The organism is Auritidibacter sp. NML100628 (assembly GCF_003185985.1).
Lineage (GTDB): Bacteria > Actinomycetota > Actinomycetes > Actinomycetales > Micrococcaceae > Auritidibacter > Auritidibacter ignavus.
Genome location: NZ_QHLP01000007.1, coordinates 66,980 through 84,668 on the forward strand (window position 1 = coordinate 66,980; position 17,689 = coordinate 84,668).

Sequence of the window (17,689 nt, forward strand, 5' to 3'; positions counted from 1 at the left end):
TTCCGGACGCGTCCTTGATTTCATCTGACGATCTAAGGAGTGACCATCGCATGTCGAATCATGATCCTTCAGACGAGCCAGACGAGCCACCCACGGCTCAGTCCGCGGGGGCGACGACCACCGAGACATCCGGTGAGGGATCGGTGCTGACCGAAGAAACCGAAGCGGAAGAAATCGATAAGACCGCCTCCTTGCCCCAGTACATGTCGCTTGGCGAGCATGATTCTGATAGCCGCATCGTGGCCAAGCTGAGACGGCAGGGTGTGAAGATCGGCCGGGGCATGATTGCCCCGCACGTGTTCTGGCCATCGACTATCATCGTCATTGCCGTGGCACTGTGCGGTATCTTTTTGCCGGACGCGACCGGTGAAGTCCTGAACGCCATCCAGACCTGGATCGTCGATACCCTGGGCTGGTACTACGTACTGTGCATTATGGTCTTCATCGGCTTTGCCCTGTTTTTTGGGCTGTCGAAATACGGCAGACTAAAGCTCGGTTCCCCTGAAGACAAGCCCGACCACGGGTTGCTGTCCTGGTTCTGTATGCTCTTCGCCGCCGGCATGGGTATCGGGTTGGTTTTCTATGGCGTCGGTGAGCCGCTGACTTTTGCCACCGTGGAACCCAAACCCGGCTGGGAAGGCAGCGAAGCCGACATCGCCAAGCAAGCCATGGCCCAAACCTTCGTGCACTGGGGCATCCACCCCTGGGCGGTCTACGCCATCATTGGCCTAGCCGTGGCCTACACCATTCACCGGCGTGGGCGTCCGGTCTCGATCCGCTGGGTTTTTGAACCTCTGCTGGGGGAGCGTGTTAAAGGCATTCTGGGTGACGTGATCGACATCCTGGCCGTGTTCGGCACCATCTTCGGTGTGGCCACTTCACTGGGCCTCGGCGTGCAACAGATCGGGACCGGTCTGGAAAAGATCGGCATCGTCGAAACCGCTGATACTGTTCTGCTGGTCATCCTCATCGTGGTCATCACGTTCATCGCCACACTCTCTGTGGTCTCCGGTGTGGGACGCGGAATGAAGTGGCTGTCGAACTTCAACCTCAGTCTGGCCGGCGTGGTCCTGATCGCACTGTTGCTGATGGGACCGACCCTGTTCATCTTCCAGAACCTCGTGGAATCGCTGGGCGTCTACCTGGCCACCTTCTTCGAAATGTCGCTGGACGTGGCCACCTATACCGGGGAAGACGGATCCGCATGGGCCTCGTCCTGGACCCTGTTCTACTGGGGCTGGTGGGTGTCTTGGGCACCCTTCGTCGGTATCTTCATCGCCCGAATCTCCCGCGGTCGCACCGTGCGCCAGTTCATTGCTGGTGTGCTCCTGGTGCCGCCGCTGGTCGGTTTCTTATGGTTCGGCGTGCTGGGCGGCACCGGGATTTTCCGCCAGCTCTTTGGGGCCGGTGACCTGGTCGAAGACGGCGAAGTCAGCCCCGAAGGGGTGCTCTTCGACGTGCTCGGCGACCTGCCTTTGGGGATGTTGTTCTCCATTGTGGGGATCCTGTTGGTCACCATCTTCTTCGTGACCTCTTCAGACTCCGGATCCCTGGTGATGGACATGCTCTCCTCGGGCGGCCACCCCAACCCGCCGATCTGGTCGCGCGTGTTGTTCTCCACCGCTGCCGGTGCGCTGGCTATCGGTCTCATGCTGGCCGGCGGATTAGAATCTTTGCAAGCCGCCGCGTTGGCCACCGCGTTGCCATTCTCTGTGGTGTTGTTGTTTATGTGCTGGTCTTTGGTGCGTTGTCTGCGCGCCGACTACGCCCGCGTGGAACGTAGCAAGCTGGATGACCGCTACCATGAGTTCGCCAGCAGAATGGCTGACGACTACGAGTGGGACTTCCCCGAACAGCTCACCAGCCACATTGACGACTGGATCGATTACCGGCTGGAGGCCACCCGCGGGATCTTCAACCAGAAGAGCAGAGACCCCGCCTCGCCGGCTCCAGGAACGCGTCCGTCCCGATTCAACCTGCCCGGAATTGGGCTACGCCGGCACGAAAAGAGCCGGGACGACAAGAACCGGGACGACCGCGAGTAGTCGCGAGCGCGACTCGTCCGGCGCGGTAGGTGTTGCACTCCACCATGGCCCGGGTTCTGATGGGCATTCTGCCCTTAGAACCCGGGCCGGTTGCTAGGATTGCGGTTTCGGTGTCCGTACAAACGGCACCAGCACCACGGTGACCACCGATAGCACCGCTCCGTACAGCAGCGCGTTGTGAATACCGGTCATCTCAGCCGTTGCAAGATCCTGGCCCAAGCGCACCCCGAGGGTGGTGGCCAGTGTCATGACCGTGATGTACAGTGAGGTGCCACCGGCAGCGGCGACCTGTTGCAGTGAATTGATCACCGCCGAGCCGTGAGAATACAGCCGTGGTGTCAGCGAGTTCAGCGCTGAGGTAAACAGTGGCCCCATCAGGGCCGCTAGCCCGATCGACATCACCACGTGGGTGGCGATCAAGCTACCGAGCCCGGTGTCGGCATCGAAGGTGGTCATCAGCCACATCGCCACCGAAACCACCACGGCGCCGGGGATTAACAGCACCCGGGCACCGACAGCGTCATAGGCCCGGCCCACCAGCCATCCCAAACCGGCCATCACCAGGCCCCCCGGGAGCATGGCCAGCCCGGTGTCCTGGGCGGAGAAGTGCAGAATGTCCTGCATGTAGATCGGCAGAATCACGATCACGCCGAACAGCCCCACCATGGCAATCAACACGCATATGGTGGACAGCGTGAAAGTGCGGACGGTGAATACCCGCAGATTCAACAGCGCGATATCCCGCAAGGAGATCTGTCGTAGTGTGAAGATCCCCAACGCCACCCCGCCGATGACCAGTGGCACCCAGGGCGGGAGGACCGCATGTCCGGTGGCAGCTTCACCGATAGAACTCAGTCCATAAATCACGCCGGCAAAACCGATCGCTGACAACACCACCGAAAAAACATCCAGCGGCACCTTGCGGGTCTCGGTCACGTTACGCAACCGCCACAGCCCCAACAGCACCACCAACACTCCGATCGGCAGAATGATCAAAAACATCCACCGCCAGCTCAACGCATGCAGGATCAGACCGCCGGCGGTCGGCCCGACCGCCGGAGCGACCGCGATGATGATCGACACCACTCCCATGGTGCGCCCGCGTAAGTGCAACGGCACTACGTTGAGCACCGTGGTCATCAACAACGGCAACATGATCGCGGTGCCCGCGGCCTGGATGACGCGACCGGTGACGAGTAGTCCGAAGACAGGTGCCGTCGCGGCCACCAGTGTGCCGAGGACGAAGAACCCGGTGGAGATGACAAACACCACCCGGATCGGCAACCGGGTCAGTAGCCAGCCGGTGGTGGGGATGACCACGGCCATGGTGAGCATGAACGCGGTGGTGAGCCACTGGACGGTGGCCGGGGTGAGCTGAAATTCGTCCATCAGCACCGGCAAGGCCACCGACATGATGGTCTCGTTGAGGATCATCACGAACGAGCCCAGCGCCAACATGGCCAGCACCCCCACAGCGCCCGGTGGTAAGGATGCTCCTGGGGTCTGGGTGGTTTCGGAGTGCTGTGATGACATGCTGGCCGTACTCCTAACGCGTCGCGGTGTAGATCTCGTCAATGCGTTCGCTGGCCGACTCGGCCCAGGCATCGAATGCTATCCCGTCCTGAGGATCGGTGGCTGAAGGATACACCGACCGGTACCGAAGCCAGGTGCCACCGGTTTCCAGCTCAGCGGTCCGGGCCGTAAGGAAATCCGAGACGACCACCTCTCGGATGGAAACCTCACCGGCCTCGGCGGAGACGGTGTCGTCCTCGATCTCGGTCATCTCCTCATTCACACAGTCGGTCTCTCGAGCTTCTTCGAGCTCGACCCGTTCACGGCGATCCGCATCGGTGCTGAACTCGACCAGATCGAGTTCTTCGACCGAGGCCGTCTCATCAAGCTGAGTCTCGCCGTCAACCTGGGCATAGACTGCAGGATCCGTTGAGTCCATAGCACCCTCGAGCTGTGAGAGTGTTGCCTGCTGACACTGGTCTGGGTCCGACACCTCCCGGAGTGAATCGACCACGAGCCACCGGTCGCCCCAGATTTCTTCGCCGGTATAGACCATCGCCTCCTGCAGGGTCTCATCGACCTGGTTCGCCAGGGCAATCGATTCCTCGCGGGGTTCCGGTGCTTGATCGGAGGGAATCGCTGTGGCGGGATCTTGGGCCTGCCCGGATCCCGGGTCGTCCTCGCCACCACAACCGGTCAACCCCAGGGCGCTGAGGCTGACCAGGGTGGCGAGCGCCACCGAGCGGTACCGCGCGGCGAGCGCGGGCGTGGAGAAAAGCATCGGGAATCATCCTGTCAATAGACGTCGTGCCGGGGAGATTCTTCTAGGCTACTCACTGCGGGGGCCTTTCGCCTGTCTCTGGTCCCGGCCGCGGTTTCGTGGTTTTCGACCCCCCCAGGTATTGTGATCTGCCACACTCGCGCCGTAGGTTAGGGGTATGACGACTTATGCAGTGACTAACCCCGCTACCGGCGCTGTTGAAAAGACCTACCCCACCGCAACCGACGAACAAATTACCGAAGCAGTAAACCTAGCTGCCGAGACTTTCACAAGTTATGCGAACACCAGCTTTGAGCAACGCGCCCAGTGGATGCACCGCGTTGCCGATCTCTACGAAGAGCGTCTCGACCAGCTATGCTCGATCATCACCCGGGAGATGGGTAAACCGGTCCGCCAAGCCGAGTTTGAAGTCAAAATTTCGGTCTCGATCTACCGCTACTACGCCGATCACGCCGCGGAGTTCCTCGCCGATGAAGAACTCCCAGTTGCTCGCGGTGGTCAGGCGAAAGTGCAATACGACCCGGTGGGTGTGCTGTTGGGCATCATGCCCTGGAATTTCCCTTACTACCAGGTCGCCCGTTTTGCTGGGCCGAACCTGATGGCCGGAAATACCATCGTGCTCAAGCACGCTCCGCAGTGTCCGGAATCGGCCGAAGTGATGGAGCAGATCTTCCACGAGGCCGGATTCCCCGCGGGCGCCTACGTCAATATTTACGCCTCCAACGAGCAGATCGCCGAGCGAGTTATTCCCGACCCGCGGGTCCAGGGTGTGTCTCTGACCGGCTCTGACCGGGCGGGGGCAGCGGTGGCCGAGACCGCCGGTAAACACCTGAAAAAAGTGGTGCTTGAGCTGGGTGGTAACGACCCCTTCATCGTGCTTGACCGCGACATCGTGCCCCAGGCCGTCGAGCTGGCTGCCACCTCGCGGTTTGGTAACGCCGGCCAGGCCTGCAACGCGGCTAAACGCCTCATTGTGCTCGAGGAGTTCTACGACGACTTTGTGGAACAACTGAAAACCGCCGTGGAACAAGTCCGGTTGGGCGACCCCACCCAACCGGAGACGGCCATGGGACCGATGTCTTCCCAGCAAGCGTTGGAGAATCTCGACGCTCAGGTCCGCGACGCCATCGACCACGGTGCGACCGCACACGTGGGAGGGGCGCCCGAAGACCGCGAGGGGGCCTGGTACCCGGCCACTCTGCTCACCGGGCTCACCCCCGAGATGCGGGCCTATTCCGAAGAGCTCTTTGGCCCGGTGGCCATGGTCTACTCGGTGGCAAGTGAAGAAGAAGCCATCAAGCTCGCCAACGACACGCCCTACGGTTTGACCGCTACCGTCCACTCCTCCGACCCGGCGCGCGCGGCTGAGGTGGGAAATCAGATCCACACCGGCCAGGTGTTCATCAATGAAACCTCCACCACCGCCGCAGAGTTGCCCTTCGGCGGTGTCAAGCGCTCCGGTTTCGGGCGTGAGCTGGGACCGTACGGCATCAAAGAGTTCGTCAACGTCCGGTTGGTGAAATACAGCAAGAACTAACCCTGCACCAGTCCTGGCAGGGCGAGTAGTTCACGTCACATTTCTCAATGACCTGTGATGTGACATGGTCACTGACTACAGTGAGGCCCAGACCATCCAGAGTGGCTGAGAGAGCTGGCTCGATGACGCCACAGCAACCAGGGGTGCCGTTCAGGCCACCCAGGTGCTAATGCCAGTTCCGATGGAAAGGACCTTCGCTGTGTCGCCTTCTGCCCGGACATTTCACGACGACGTCGCAATCTCGGCCACCCCCGTGGCCCCGCATGTTCCGACCGTCTCGGACTATCACAGCCTGAAAGACTATTTCGCCCCACTGTTTGACTCGATCGCCGTTGGTGCTAGCCAGCGGGAACAGCAACGCATTTTGCCCTTCGCCGAGATCCGCGAGCTCAACCAGGCCGGCTTCAGTGTGTTGCGGGTCCCCACCGCATACGGCGGCCCCGGGGTGAGCATCGAAACCTTCACGCGGTTGCTGATTGATCTGGCCACCGCCGATGCGAATATCGCCCACCAATACCGCTCCCACGCCGGATTCACCGAATCCCTGTATTTTCTGCCTGAACCGCAACGAGCAGCGTGGTTTCAGCGACTGCTGTCCGGGGTCACCGTCGGGAACGCCTCCACCGAAATCGGCGGGAACACCCTGGGCACGCTCAACACCTCGCTCTCGTTACACCCCGACGGTAGCGGGATCCTGAACGGCACGAAGTACTACGCCACCGGGTCGGCTTTCGCCAGTCACACCCGGGTGTCGGCAACCCTCTACAATCCCGACGGATCTGCCCAAGAAGGTCGCGGATTCGCGGTGGTCGGGGTCAATGATCCCGGGGTAGAGCTCCTCGATGACTGGGACGGGTTCGGTCAACGCCTGACCTCCACCGGTACCGCACGATTCACCGACATCACTGTTCCGGCCACCCACGTCTTACCACGTGTCCCCGGTTCGCCCGAGGCACACCATGAAGCGACCTTCTTCCAGTTGGTGCTACTGGCCGTCTCCGCCGGCATCGGGGCTGCTGCAGTCCACGACGCCACTTCTGGGGTCCGGCACCGCAAACGCACCTTCAACACCGGTCTGGGCGTGCCCTACCGTGACGATCCGCTCATCCTCGAAACCGTCGGGCGCCTCAGTGCCGGGGCTTTCACCGCCCGCGCCACCGTGATCGAAGCCGCCAGATCCCTAGACAGCGCCCTGGAGGCGTTGGCCGCGAGAAGCCAGATGCACAACGCCCATGCCGAGGTCCCCGAGGAATTTATCACCGCCCAGATTGCCGTGGCCAATGCGCACGTCACGGTCCCCGAGATCGTGATCAAGACCTGTTCCGATCTGTTCCTGACCGGTGGCGCCTCGAACACATTGCGCTCTAAGAACCTCGACCGGCACTGGCGCAACGCCCAAACCGTGGCCACTCATAACCCCATCGTCTTCCGTGCCCGGGCGATCGGGGACTGGCTGGTCAATGGCACCGCCCCCGAAGGGCTCAACGCCATCGGTGATGCCCCCACCGGCAACTCCTCGCAGACGCAGACACCCCAGGAGCACGCGTGATGAAACCCCTGCTATTCAACGCTTTCGAGATGATGGTCCCGGTCCACCAATCCCCGGGCCTGTGGCGCCACCCCGAGTCCCGGATCGTGGCCTTTGACACCCTGGAGTACTGGACGCAACTGGCCGAAACCCTGGAACGAGGCCGATTCTCCGCCCTATTTTTGGCCGACGTGCTCGGTGTCTATGACGTCTACGGGGCATCGGCCGAGACCTCCTATCGCGGTGGCCTGCAGTACCCGTTGCTGGACCCGCTGTCGGCAGTCTCGGCCATGGCCGACCACACCCGTCACCTTGGTTTCGGGGTGACCGCCTCGGTCTCCTATGAGCACCCGTTCCTGCTGGCCCGCCGACTGAGCTCCCTGGACCACCTCACCGCAGGACGTTTGGCCTGGAATATCGTCACCTCCTACCAGGACTCCTCGGCCAAAAACATGGGACTCGCCCAGCAGATCCCGCACGATCAACGCTATGATCGCGCCGATGAATACATGGAGGTGATGTACCGGCTGTTTGAATCCTCCGTCGAGCCCGGCGCAGTGGTCAACGACGCTCACGCCGGCGTGGTCGTCGACCCGCAGAAAATCCACCCGGCCGAGCACCGGGGCGAATTCTTCACGGTTCCCGGCCCGGCCTTGACCCACCCCGGACCGCAACGCACCCCGTTGTTGTTCCAAGCTGGCGCCTCCCCGCGAGGCAGAGCATTCGCCCTCGACCATGCCGAAGCCGTCTTCCTCATCGGCGCCACACCCGAATTGGTCCGCCACTGGGTCGATGAGCTACGTGACGGACTCCAAGCCCGTGATCGTGACCGTAACGCGGTGAAGATTTTCGCCATGGCCACCGTGGTCACCGGCGCCACCGATGCGGACGCCATCGCCCGCTGGGAGTCCTATCGGGACTACGTCGATACCGAAGGGGCCCTGGCACTCTTCGGGGGCTGGACCGGTGTGGACCTGGCTCAGGCAGACCCCGACGACACGCTGGAATACGTCACCACCGAGGCCAACCGTTCCGCCCTGGAGGCGATGACCACGCTGGCCGAAGCCACCGGTGGCAGTGCCTATACGGTCAAGGACCTCGCCGAATTCGTCGCCCTGGGCGGGCGTGGCCCGGTGTTAGTCGGATCCGCAGAGACTGTCGCCGACCAGCTAGAGCACTGGGCCACGGTGGCTGACATCGACGGGTTCAATATCTCCGGTGCGGTGCGACCGGCAGATCTGGAGCGCTTCGCCGCCTACGTCTCCCCGGTGCTAGCTCAGCGAGGACAGCTAGCCTCCCCAGCACCCGAGGACACCCCGCGCACCCTACGCGAACAGTTCTTCAACGCCGGTCCGCACACCGCCGCCGATCACCGAGCCACCAGCTACCGGCACTCCGTGCGCTAGTGAAGGGTAACCTACCCAGGTTAGGGTAGTGGTATGTCTGAAAAAGCCCGGCCAGCGCGCACGAAAAAACCGACCCACCTGATGGAAATCGTCGGCACCGAACGACTCTCCGCACACTTCATCCGACTGACCTTCGGTGGGGGAGACTTCGAGCAGTTTCTGGCCCACGATTCCCACTCCGCAGATCGCTACATCAAACTGCTCTTACCGCCGGATCCCTCCCTGGGGTTGAAGCCACCCTTTGATCTGGACGCATTACGCGCTGAGCTACCCAAGCACCAACTCCCGGTGCGACGGACCTACTCGGTGCACTCCATCGACCCGGTCGCCCAGACCTTTCAGGTCGATCTTGTCTTGCATGGTGATGCCGGAGTGGCCGGCCCCTGGGCCACACGCGCTGCGGTCGGGGACCCCGTTCAGTTCAGTGGCCCCGGCGGACAATACACTCCTAACCCGCAGACCGAGTGGCACCTTTGGGCCGGAGACGAAGCCGCCCTACCAGCCATCGCGGCGTCTCTGGCCGAACTGGCTGAGACCAATCCGGCCGCCTGCGGAGTCGCGTTGCTGGAGGTCGCCGGCGCCGATGATGAATTTGCCATCGTGGCACCGCAGGGTGTTCAAGTACGCTACCTGCACCGGGGCGGTCCCTTCACACCCCAGACCGCGATGCTGACCGAGGCAGTCCGCGATGTGGCCTGGCCGAAGAAGCTCACGGCCGACTACCTGCGCAACGCCCCACACAGTATTCAGGCCTTCGTGCACGGCGAGCGCGAAGTGATCAAGCAGCTCCGCGCGTATTTGATGGACGAGCGCGGGCTATCCCGGGCACAACTGTCGCTGTCGGCCTACTGGGCCTACGGTCGGGTCGAAGACGCGTTCCAGGCGGAAAAACGCGAGCCGATTGGGCAGATTTACCCGGCCGAACAGCAGTAGCCCGTCTCGTCGGACGGTCAGCGACCCTCCATGGCGCAGTGCCGCACCGGATGTGCCTGGGTGTAGTCGAAGAGGTCCTCAAAGATTGCTTGGTTGAACTGAAACCCGCGCCGGGTCTCGTCGATAAAAGCCTCGCGGTCCTGCTGATCCAGCTTGAGGGCATCCAGGTTGGCACGGTAGTGATCCTTATAGACCTTCGGTTTTGGAATAGCGGCGAAGGTATACATGTGTAGTTGATCGTCACGAGCCTGATAGTGCCGACGGACCAGCGAGGCGATGGCCAACCCGCCGGATAAATCGCCCAGGTATCGCAAGTAATGGTGAGCCGCGAGTCGGACCGGATCATCGCAGACCCGAACAATCCGGGCCACATAATCGGTGGTCGCTGTCATAGCAGCCGGCGCGTCCCAGTCAGTCAGGGGCAACAAGGACTCCAGATCTGCTGCCAAGGCATCGCGTCGATCCAGGTTCGGATCGAACAGGGCCCGGAACGCTTCGTTGCCCGCGGATTCCCGGCATGCCTCTACCGCGGTATCCAGGGCGCCATAGATGTAAAAGTACTGACACACCAGCAGTGCGTAGTCGCGCAATGAGCGTTTTCCTGACATTAGCTCGGTGATGAACGCCGAATTTTCTGCCTGCGAGTGGTCCTCGCGAGTCAGCTGGCGGACTCTGGTGGAGAGCACATCGTCAGCAGATGTCGTCGCGGCGTGGATGTCCATAGCAGCGGCCTCTTTTCGCAAGATCGGGAGCGGGGTGCTAAGGAAGGCTACCCTTTGTGAGTGAAGTAATAGGGACGAGACTATCGGGTTCTGCTGACATTTTCATCACCGGGTCTGACAAAAATGAAGTCGTTTCCCTGGAAAATTGGCCATCTTAACCAGATGTGACATAAATTACCACTGTACGGCGTTAGTAATTCAGTCAGGGTAAGCTAATCTGTTAGACGTTGGCACGCGGTGAGACGCCCCTCATGCTCATCGCACGGCTCTCCCGCAGACCCGGGTCCCAAGGTGGGGTGGACCCGTCGCCGAGAGTTCTCGGCACACAACAGTGGCGGAGAATTCCTCAGGATTCTCCGCCACTGGTTTGTTAATCGAGATGGTCCGTGGATACCTCGACGGCAGCTGTGGCCCACCCGAGGTATCAACGGAGGCGTTTTAGACCTTATTCAAATCAATGCCACGGGTTTCGGGCAACAGACGCACAGCAAACAGGGTCACCACGCAGAGGACGATGATGTAGAAGCTCGACAGCCAGGACATGTCAATGGAGATGAACAGCTGGTTGAGGTAGGGAGCTGATCCACCAAAGACGGCCACCGAAATCGAGTAGGCCAGACCGATATTGCGGGTACGGAATTTGGTCGGGAAGACTTCAGACATCATGCAGGACAGCAACGCACCGGCTGCTCCGACGATCAACAACGCGATCGTGGCCGCAATGAATAAACTCCAGGGGTTATCCGAGATCATGCTCTTCAGCGGAATCTGGGTGATGATCATCAGCACGGCGAACGTTGCCATAATCGGCCGGCGACCGATGCGGTCGGAGAGGCGTCCCCAGAATGGCAACGAGAACAGAGCGATCAACTGCGCGCCGACGCTGGCCGTATAGGCCAGGGTGGGCTCCATGCTTTGTTCCACGATGGCGTAGGTTGAAACGTAGGAGCTCCACGTGTAGTGGGCGGCGGTAGCGCCACTGACCATACCGATAATGAGCAGAATAGCTTTGGTCTGGGAGAATTTGCGCGGGGTGAGCTGCATCGTGGTTGGCGCGCTGGCCTGTGCCGGGGCAACAGGTGTCTCGTCTGTTTCGTGATGCGCCTGCTCGTGGACGGCGGATTCAGCCATGTTCCGACGCAACAGCAGAGCGACAACGGCCAGGATTGCACCCAAGACGAACGGAATGCGCCATCCCCATGCTGCCAGAGCAGTTTCGTCCACTACCGCCGAGATACCGCCACCGACGCTATATGCCAGCACGGAGCCACCGAAGATGGTGACAAATACGAGCGAGGACCACTGTCCGCGTTTGTGGGCGGGAGCGATTTCAGCAACGTAGGAGTTAGCCGCTGCTGACTCACCGCCGTGGGCCAAGCCCTGGGCGATGCGTAGGAGCAAAAGACCGGCCGAGGCCCACACGCCAATGGTTTCGTAGGTGGGCAAGACGCCGATGAGCACCGAGGCGGTGGCCATAGTCAGCATGGTCATAATCAGGACCGCTTTGCGGCCTTTGCGGTCGGCCATGGCACCGAACAGGATGCCACCCAGCGGGCGGACGAGGAATCCGACCGCGAAAACAGCCAGGGTGGCCAAGAGTGCAGACACCGGATCGCTGTCATCGAACATAGCCCCGGCAATAAAGGGCGCGAAGACCGCGTAGGCGCTCCATTCGTACCATTCCAAAAGCTGGCCGGAGGTGGAAGCAATCAGAGATTTCTTCGGGGCTGCTTGGGTGGGTTGGGTGGGTGAGGGTTCTTTGGGCAGGGTGGTGGTCGTCGTCATGACGGTTACCGACTTTCTCGAAAAGTCAGGACCTATGCGGTGGTGAATTGATGGGCGGATTCCAACAGGGCGGGCACTCCGTGCTTCAGACCCGCAGCGAAGCTCGGATCGTCGGGTGCTTCGCCGTTGAGGAATCGGGTGTAGATCGCTTCACAGAAGATAGCGGATTTCCACAGAGCTAGTACCTGGTACCAGTTCAGCTGGGAAAGGTCGAGAGAGGACTCTCGGTTATAGTGGGCCACGAGTTCATCGCGGCTGGGGAAACCGGGTTGACGGGTGACCGGTGTGAGTTCCATGACGGTGGGAGTATCACTGCCACTGGCATAGGTGGCAGCGAAGTAGCCGAGATCAGCAAGCGGATCTCCGAGGGTAGCCATTTCCCAGTCCAGCACCGCCTGGATCTCAGGTGTAGTGCTGGGTGAATACATCAGGTTGCCAATGCGATAGTCGCCGTGGATGACGCTGTGCCGTTGAGTGGTGGGCACATGCCGGCCAAGCCACTGCGATAGCTCATCGACCAGCGGAATATCTCGTTGTGTTTGCTGGGGCCACAGGTGCGTGAAGCGCTCGATCTGGCGTTGTAAATAGCCCTCGGGCCGTCCCAAAGATGCCAGCGGTTCGGTCGAGACATCGAGGCTGTGCAGTTGGTGCAGAGCATCCACTGCGGCAAATCCGATCTGGCGCCGGGCGTCGTCGGATTCGAAGCGTTCGGGTAGCTCTGAGGTGATGACATCACCATCGAGGGTGTCCATGATGTAGAACGGTACGCCCAACAGATCGCCGGTTTCTTCCACCGCGCGGATCGTGGGCACCGCAAATCCGCGGGTGGCCAAGGCTGATTGCACGCGGGCTTCCCGAATCATGTCGTGGGTTGAGCGCGGGATCGGCGGTCGCGGTCCGCGACGCAAGATCACATCGGCGCCGTCACGCTGAATCCGGAAGGTGGCGTTAGATTGGCCTTCGCCGATCCGTGTGATCTGCAGGCCGCCCTGGCCAATATCGTGCTGATCCAAGAAACTCTCCACGGTGGAGCGAATCAACAGTGGTGGCTCGGGCAGATCGCGGGCCTGTTGCGGAGTCTGAACAACATCAATAAGGGGGGTAGTGTTGGTCATCAGTGTCCCTTGGTCTGGTGGCAGGTGAGGTGTTAGCTGGTGGTGGGCTCAGCGGTGTACTGCGTGCGCAACACACGACGCTGAATCTTGCCGGTCGGGGTCTTGGGCAGGTCGTTGAGGAGGTGTATCTCTTTGGGGGCCTTGAAAGCCGCTAGCTTCTGGCGGACCGTGGCCCGTACGTCCTCGGGGTCGAGGGCTTGACCCTCCTGAACGGAGATGAAGGCGATGACTTTCTCTCCGGAGTACGGGTCTGCAACGCCCACGACCGCAGCTTCTTTAACGCCGGGGTAGTCGTAGATGGCGTCCTCGACCTCGCGCGGCCAGACCTTATAGCCGGAGACATTGATCTGGTCCTTGCGCCGGTCGACAATGTAGATCCAGCCCTCGTCGTCGAGGATGCCGATGTCACCGGTGTATAACCAGCCGTTTTGAATGGTGCTGGCGGTGGCTTCGGGATTGTTTAAATAGTGGTCAATGCACGAGGGGCCCTGGAGTACCAATTCCCCGGGTGTGCCGTTGGGGGCCTGTTGGCCGTCGTCGCCGATAATGCGAGCTGCCACATCCGGCATCGTCTTACCGATGGACAGGCTGGCGGTTTCTTCATGAATCGGGGCCCGCTCACCGAGCGGGACACCGATCACCGCCGAGCTGGTCTCGGTCATGCCGTAGACGTTGTGAATGTAGTGGCCGAAACGATCCTCGAACTGACGCAAGGTCGCCGGAGGCACCGGGGCACCACCGGTATAGGTCGACTTGAGCGTAGCGAAATCCTCTTCGGTCACGCCCGGGGCATCCAGTAGCGCGTTGTAGACGGTAATGGAGCCCACCATGTGGTTGACATCGCCACGCCGCAGCGCATCCAGCACCACCTCGGTACGGGTCCGGCCACGCAGAATCAGCTTTCCACGACCTGCGGTGAGCGTCGCGGTGGCACTGCCGACCGCACCGGTGATGTGAAACAGCGGGGCCACGGCCAGCACACCGTCGCCGGGCTGTTGGTGGATCAGCTGCGGGAAGGTCAGTGCGACCGCCACGAGGTTGCGGTGGGTCGCCAGGGCCCCCTTGGGTGGTCCGGTCGTTCCGGAGGTATAGGTCAGTAGCGCTGCACTGTCCGTGGTGATCTCCGGCGCGGTGGGGGTTGTGCCCAGGAAAGTCTCCAATTCCTGCCACAGGTCGGGGTCGCTGGGGTCAGTGAGATCAGCGGCAACGACCCACGGTGTGGTGCCGGCCAACCCCCAGGTGGCGGTCTCGGCACCGGTGGTCTCCGAGGACACCAGCCCCACGGCCTGAGAGTCTTGGAGAATGCCGGCCAATTCGTGTTGACCGTACATGGTGTTCAGGATCAGCGGGGTGGCCCCGATCTTCCACAGCGCGAGCATGCACAGCGGAAAACTCACGGTGTTCTGCAACTGGATGCCCACCCGTTGCCCGGTCTCGACACCTCGAGATTGAAAATAGCTTCCCAGAGCGTTCGTCAGGTCCTCGGTGCGTTCAACGGTGTAATCGTTGGTGTGATCGGTCAGTGCGATCGCTTGTGGTTCGTCCGCGACGCGCTGGCGCCACAGCTGCGTCAACGTGGTGTTGATATCCATGTGTGTGTTGTCCCTCCAACAGGTCCGACCGATCGTTCGCTCGGTCGTGCATAATGTAATTTATATCACGTTTAGCTACCAGGAGGGTACTCATGGACAAAGATGAGGTGGTCACAATTCATCCGCGCATGTTGCCGCTACAACTTCCGCTACATCCCATTGCCCAAGCAGCGCTGAGCTGCTTTGCGGTGAGCGGGTATCACGGCACCAGTATTCGCAAGATCGCCCAAACGGCTGGGCTTTCGGTGCCCGGGATCTATCACCATTTCGGCTCAAAACACGAGATTTTGGTCGAGATCTGTAACGTGGCGATGCATGAGCTGATCGATGCGTCACAGCGGGCTGTTGACCATGCTGGTCCTGACCCGCTGGACCGTTATGATGCGCTGGTGGAATGCCTCGTGCAGTTCCACGCCGACTTTGCCGCGGTAGCCTTCGTGTCGTTTACCGAGATTCGTGCGCTGAACGGCGATGCCCGTGACCATCACATTGCCCAGCGCCGTCGCGAACAGGATCTCGTGCGCCGGGTGGTTGATGAGGGCATCGCCGCCGGGGTATTCACCACCCGAGACCCCGGGGATGTGGCCCGAGCTGTGGTCAGCATTTGCCTGGGCATTTCGCGCTGGTACCGCCAAGACGGTCCGCTGAGTTTGGATCAGGTCTGCGCAATTCACGTGCGTATCGCCCGCGCCACCGCCGGATGCATCCAGGCACCGGAAGAGTTACCCACCGATCGGCGGTGTGTGAGCGTCTAGCGGGTGGCCAGGACCTCGGCAATACTGGCCACGGCCGGCTCGTTTTGCAGGCTGGTGGTATCACCGAGGGTGTCCCCGGTGTAGAGCTGCGTGAGTAGCCGTCGCATGATCTTGCCCGAACGCGTCTTGGGTACGTCCGGGACGACCACGATGTCCTTGGGTTTGGCCACCGGGCCGATCGCCTGCGAAACCAGCTCACGTAACTCGGCCACCGCATCCTCGCCGGCAAATCCGTCCCGCGTGACCACAAAAGCGATCGCAGCGTGACCGGTTTTGGCATCCGGTACCGGGGTGACGCCGGCTTCAACCACCTGCGGGTGTGTCACCAAGGCGGACTCGATCTCGATGGTGGATAACCGGTGACCGGAAATGTTGATCACATCGTCAATCCGGCCCAGAATCCAGGTGTCCCCGTCGGCATCCACCTTCGCCCCGTCACCGGCCACAAACCAGCCACGGGAGTCTTCCGCATCGGCGTAGTCCTTCCAGTACGAGTTAAAGAACCGCGCCGGATTGCCCCACACGGTCCGTGCCATCGCTGGTCCGGGTCGGGTGATCACCACCACGCCCTGCTGACCGGCTGGGGTCGGGTGCCCGTTGTCATCGACCACCGCGGTGTGGACCCCGGGCAACGGCCGGGAGCCACACCCGGGTTTGAACTCCGTGTCATCCTGTCGCGGTGAGAGCACCGTCGCACCGGTTTCGGACTGCCACCAGGTATCGACCATCGGGACCTGGCCACCACCGAGCTGGGTGCGCGCCCACCGCCAGGCCTCAGGGTTGACTGCCTCACCCACGGTCCCGAGTAGCCGAATACTGCTCAAATCATAGCCGGGCTCCACCCCGTCGGGGTGCCAGCCCATCAGCGACCGGATCAGCGTCGGGGCGGTGTAATAGCTGGTCACCCCGTAACGCTGGATTACCTCAAAGTGCCGGCCCGGATGTGGCTGGTTGGGCACCCCCTCATAAATCACCTGCGTGACCCCATTCGATAGGGGGCCGTAGAGTTCGTAGGTATGGGCGGTGACCCACGCTAGATCGGCGGTGCACCAATGCACGTCCTGGTCCCGGGCCGCGATATCCAGATTCGAGAACAGGTAGTCATAGGACCACGACGCCTGGGTGAGATAGCCGGCCGAGGTATGCACTAGTCCTTTCGGCTGACCGGTGGTGCCCGAGGTGTACATGATGAACAGCGGGTGCTCGGCGTCAAAAAACTCCGGGGTGTGGGTCGCAGGCTGCCGATCCACGATCTCGTGCCACCACACGTCTCGACCCGGCACCCAGGTGATCTCCTCCTGATGACCGGTGCGGTTGAGCACCAGCACGTGCTCAATGTTGTTTTCCCCGGCTACCGCGGCATCGGCCGCGTCTTTGACCGGTACGGCTTTGCCCCGCCGGAACTGCCCATCGGAGGTGACCAGCAACTTCGCCGCGGTATTCTCCACCCGGAACTTCAGGGCTTCGGCCGAAAAACCGCCGAAGACCAGTGAGTGCACCGCCCCAATGCGGGCACACGCCAGTGCGATCACCACGGTCTCGACCAGCACCGGCAGATAGACCACCACGCGATCGCCGGGGCCAATGCCCAGCTCGGTTAGCGCATGGGCGGTCTGAGAGACCTCGGCGAGCAACTGCCGGTAGGTCACCGCCCGCCGATCGCCGGGCTCGCCCTCAAAATACAGGGCCACCTTCTCGCCCAGACCGTTGTCCACGTGCCGATCCAGGCAATTCACCGCCACATTGAGCTTGCCACCGGAAAACCACCGCATCACCGGGCCACGTTCGGCGGCTGGTGAAGGATTGGTCCAGGTGTGTACCGTGTCGAATGGCTCGTGCCAGTCCAACCGTTGGGCGGCAGCCTCCCAGAAGGCGATCCGCGCCCGCTCGTCCACTGGCTGTCCATCGCCGCGACCGCCGTGTAAGAGCTCGGGATCTCGACCGGGATGCACATCCGGATCGGCGGCGTCCACGATCT

At 61.6% G+C, this 17,689-nt stretch carries 13 protein-coding genes and 1 riboswitch; of the genes, 6 read left to right on the forward strand and 7 right to left on the reverse strand.

Annotated features, from left to right (window positions below; translation table 11 throughout):
* The first annotated feature begins 50 nt into the window (after positions 1 to 50).
* A complete protein-coding gene (locus DCC24_RS06590; RefSeq protein WP_110099131.1) occupies positions 51 to 2,045 on the forward strand; it encodes a BCCT family transporter in 1,995 nt (664 codons plus the stop codon).
* Positions 2,046 to 2,138: 93 nt separating this feature from the next.
* On the opposite strand, the gene DCC24_RS06595 is transcribed toward DCC24_RS06590, so the two are convergent.
* Both DCC24_RS06595 and DCC24_RS06600 read right to left on the reverse strand, forming a co-directional pair.
* Entirely contained in the window at positions 2,139 to 3,578 is a 1,440-nt protein-coding gene (locus DCC24_RS06595) for an MDR family MFS transporter (RefSeq protein ID WP_110099132.1), read from the reverse strand.
* Positions 3,579 to 3,591: 13 nt separating this feature from the next.
* Complete coding sequence (locus DCC24_RS06600; protein WP_110099133.1) at positions 3,592 to 4,338, reverse strand: hypothetical protein; 747 nt, start codon at positions 4,336 to 4,338, stop codon at positions 3,592 to 3,594.
* Between the two features lie 157 nt (positions 4,339 to 4,495).
* Between DCC24_RS06600 and DCC24_RS06605 the strand changes: the two genes are divergently transcribed.
* From DCC24_RS06605 to DCC24_RS06620, 4 genes are all read left to right on the forward strand, one after another.
* Positions 4,496 to 5,875, forward strand: coding sequence for an NAD-dependent succinate-semialdehyde dehydrogenase (locus DCC24_RS06605; RefSeq protein ID WP_110099134.1), 1,380 nt, complete (start codon positions 4,496 to 4,498; stop codon positions 5,873 to 5,875).
* A gap of 89 nt (positions 5,876 to 5,964) precedes the next feature.
* A riboswitch (SAM riboswitch) is annotated at positions 5,965 to 6,063 on the forward strand.
* An 11-nt stretch (positions 6,064 to 6,074) separates the two neighbouring features.
* Entirely contained in the window at positions 6,075 to 7,424 is a 1,350-nt protein-coding gene (locus DCC24_RS06610; RefSeq protein WP_233492007.1) for an acyl-CoA dehydrogenase family protein, read from the forward strand.
* Positions 7,424 to 8,809, forward strand: coding sequence for an NtaA/DmoA family FMN-dependent monooxygenase (locus DCC24_RS06615; protein WP_110099136.1), 1,386 nt, complete (start codon positions 7,424 to 7,426; stop codon positions 8,807 to 8,809). The genes DCC24_RS06610 and DCC24_RS06615 overlap by 1 nt, the downstream gene beginning before the upstream one ends.
* 33 nt (positions 8,810 to 8,842) lie before the next feature.
* A complete protein-coding gene (locus DCC24_RS06620) occupies positions 8,843 to 9,742 on the forward strand; it encodes a siderophore-interacting protein (protein WP_110099137.1) in 900 nt (299 codons plus the stop codon).
* Positions 9,743 to 9,759: 17 nt separating this feature from the next.
* Here the strand turns inward: DCC24_RS06620 and DCC24_RS06625 are convergent, their stop codons facing one another.
* From DCC24_RS06625 to DCC24_RS06640, 4 genes are all read right to left on the reverse strand, one after another.
* The gene (locus tag DCC24_RS06625; RefSeq protein WP_110099138.1) at positions 9,760 to 10,464 is read right to left on the reverse strand and encodes a heme oxygenase (biliverdin-producing); all 705 of its coding nucleotides are present in this window, start codon (positions 10,462 to 10,464) and stop codon (positions 9,760 to 9,762) included.
* Between the two features lie 438 nt (positions 10,465 to 10,902).
* Entirely contained in the window at positions 10,903 to 12,249 is a 1,347-nt protein-coding gene (locus DCC24_RS06630) for an MFS transporter (RefSeq protein WP_110099139.1), read from the reverse strand.
* Positions 12,250 to 12,281: 32 nt separating this feature from the next.
* On the reverse strand, positions 12,282 to 13,364 hold the full coding sequence (locus DCC24_RS06635) for a phosphotransferase family protein (protein WP_110099140.1): 1,083 nt from the start codon (positions 13,362 to 13,364) through the stop codon (positions 12,282 to 12,284).
* A gap of 32 nt (positions 13,365 to 13,396) precedes the next feature.
* The gene (locus tag DCC24_RS06640; RefSeq protein ID WP_110099141.1) at positions 13,397 to 14,956 is read right to left on the reverse strand and encodes a class I adenylate-forming enzyme family protein; all 1,560 of its coding nucleotides are present in this window, start codon (positions 14,954 to 14,956) and stop codon (positions 13,397 to 13,399) included.
* A gap of 92 nt (positions 14,957 to 15,048) precedes the next feature.
* On the opposite strand from DCC24_RS06640, the gene DCC24_RS06645 reads away from it, so the two are divergent.
* On the forward strand, positions 15,049 to 15,711 hold the full coding sequence (locus tag DCC24_RS06645; protein WP_110099142.1) for a TetR/AcrR family transcriptional regulator: 663 nt from the start codon (positions 15,049 to 15,051) through the stop codon (positions 15,709 to 15,711).
* Here DCC24_RS06645 and acs read toward each other — a convergent pair.
* The gene (acs, locus tag DCC24_RS06650; RefSeq protein WP_369860040.1) at positions 15,708 to 17,684 is read right to left on the reverse strand and encodes an acetate--CoA ligase; all 1,977 of its coding nucleotides are present in this window, start codon (positions 17,682 to 17,684) and stop codon (positions 15,708 to 15,710) included. The two genes, DCC24_RS06645 and acs, sit on opposite strands and share 4 nt — an antisense overlap.
* Positions 17,685 to 17,689: the final 5 nt, after the last annotated feature.

Excerpts from the sequence above, each read along its gene's own strand:
- DCC24_RS06595 (WP_110099132.1), bottom strand. The coding sequence starts at position 3,578 with ATGTCATCACAGCACTCCGAAACCACCCAGACCCCAGGAGCATCCTTA.
- DCC24_RS06645 (WP_110099142.1), top strand. The coding sequence starts at position 15,049 with ATGGACAAAGATGAGGTGGTCACAATTCATCCGCGCATGTTGCCGCTA.
- DCC24_RS06590 (WP_110099131.1), top strand. The coding sequence starts at position 51 with ATGTCGAATCATGATCCTTCAGACGAGCCAGACGAGCCACCCACGGCT.
- DCC24_RS06640 (WP_110099141.1), bottom strand. The coding sequence starts at position 14,956 with ATGGATATCAACACCACGTTGACGCAGCTGTGGCGCCAGCGCGTCGCG.
- DCC24_RS06630 (WP_110099139.1), bottom strand. The coding sequence starts at position 12,249 with ATGACGACGACCACCACCCTGCCCAAAGAACCCTCACCCACCCAACCC.
- DCC24_RS06635 (WP_110099140.1), bottom strand. The coding sequence starts at position 13,364 with ATGACCAACACTACCCCCCTTATTGATGTTGTTCAGACTCCGCAACAG.
- DCC24_RS06620 (WP_110099137.1), top strand. The coding sequence starts at position 8,843 with ATGTCTGAAAAAGCCCGGCCAGCGCGCACGAAAAAACCGACCCACCTG.
- DCC24_RS06605 (WP_110099134.1), top strand. The coding sequence starts at position 4,496 with ATGACGACTTATGCAGTGACTAACCCCGCTACCGGCGCTGTTGAAAAG.
- DCC24_RS06615 (WP_110099136.1), top strand. The coding sequence starts at position 7,424 with ATGAAACCCCTGCTATTCAACGCTTTCGAGATGATGGTCCCGGTCCAC.
- DCC24_RS06600 (WP_110099133.1), bottom strand. The coding sequence starts at position 4,338 with ATGCTTTTCTCCACGCCCGCGCTCGCCGCGCGGTACCGCTCGGTGGCG.
- DCC24_RS06625 (WP_110099138.1), bottom strand. The coding sequence starts at position 10,464 with ATGGACATCCACGCCGCGACGACATCTGCTGACGATGTGCTCTCCACC.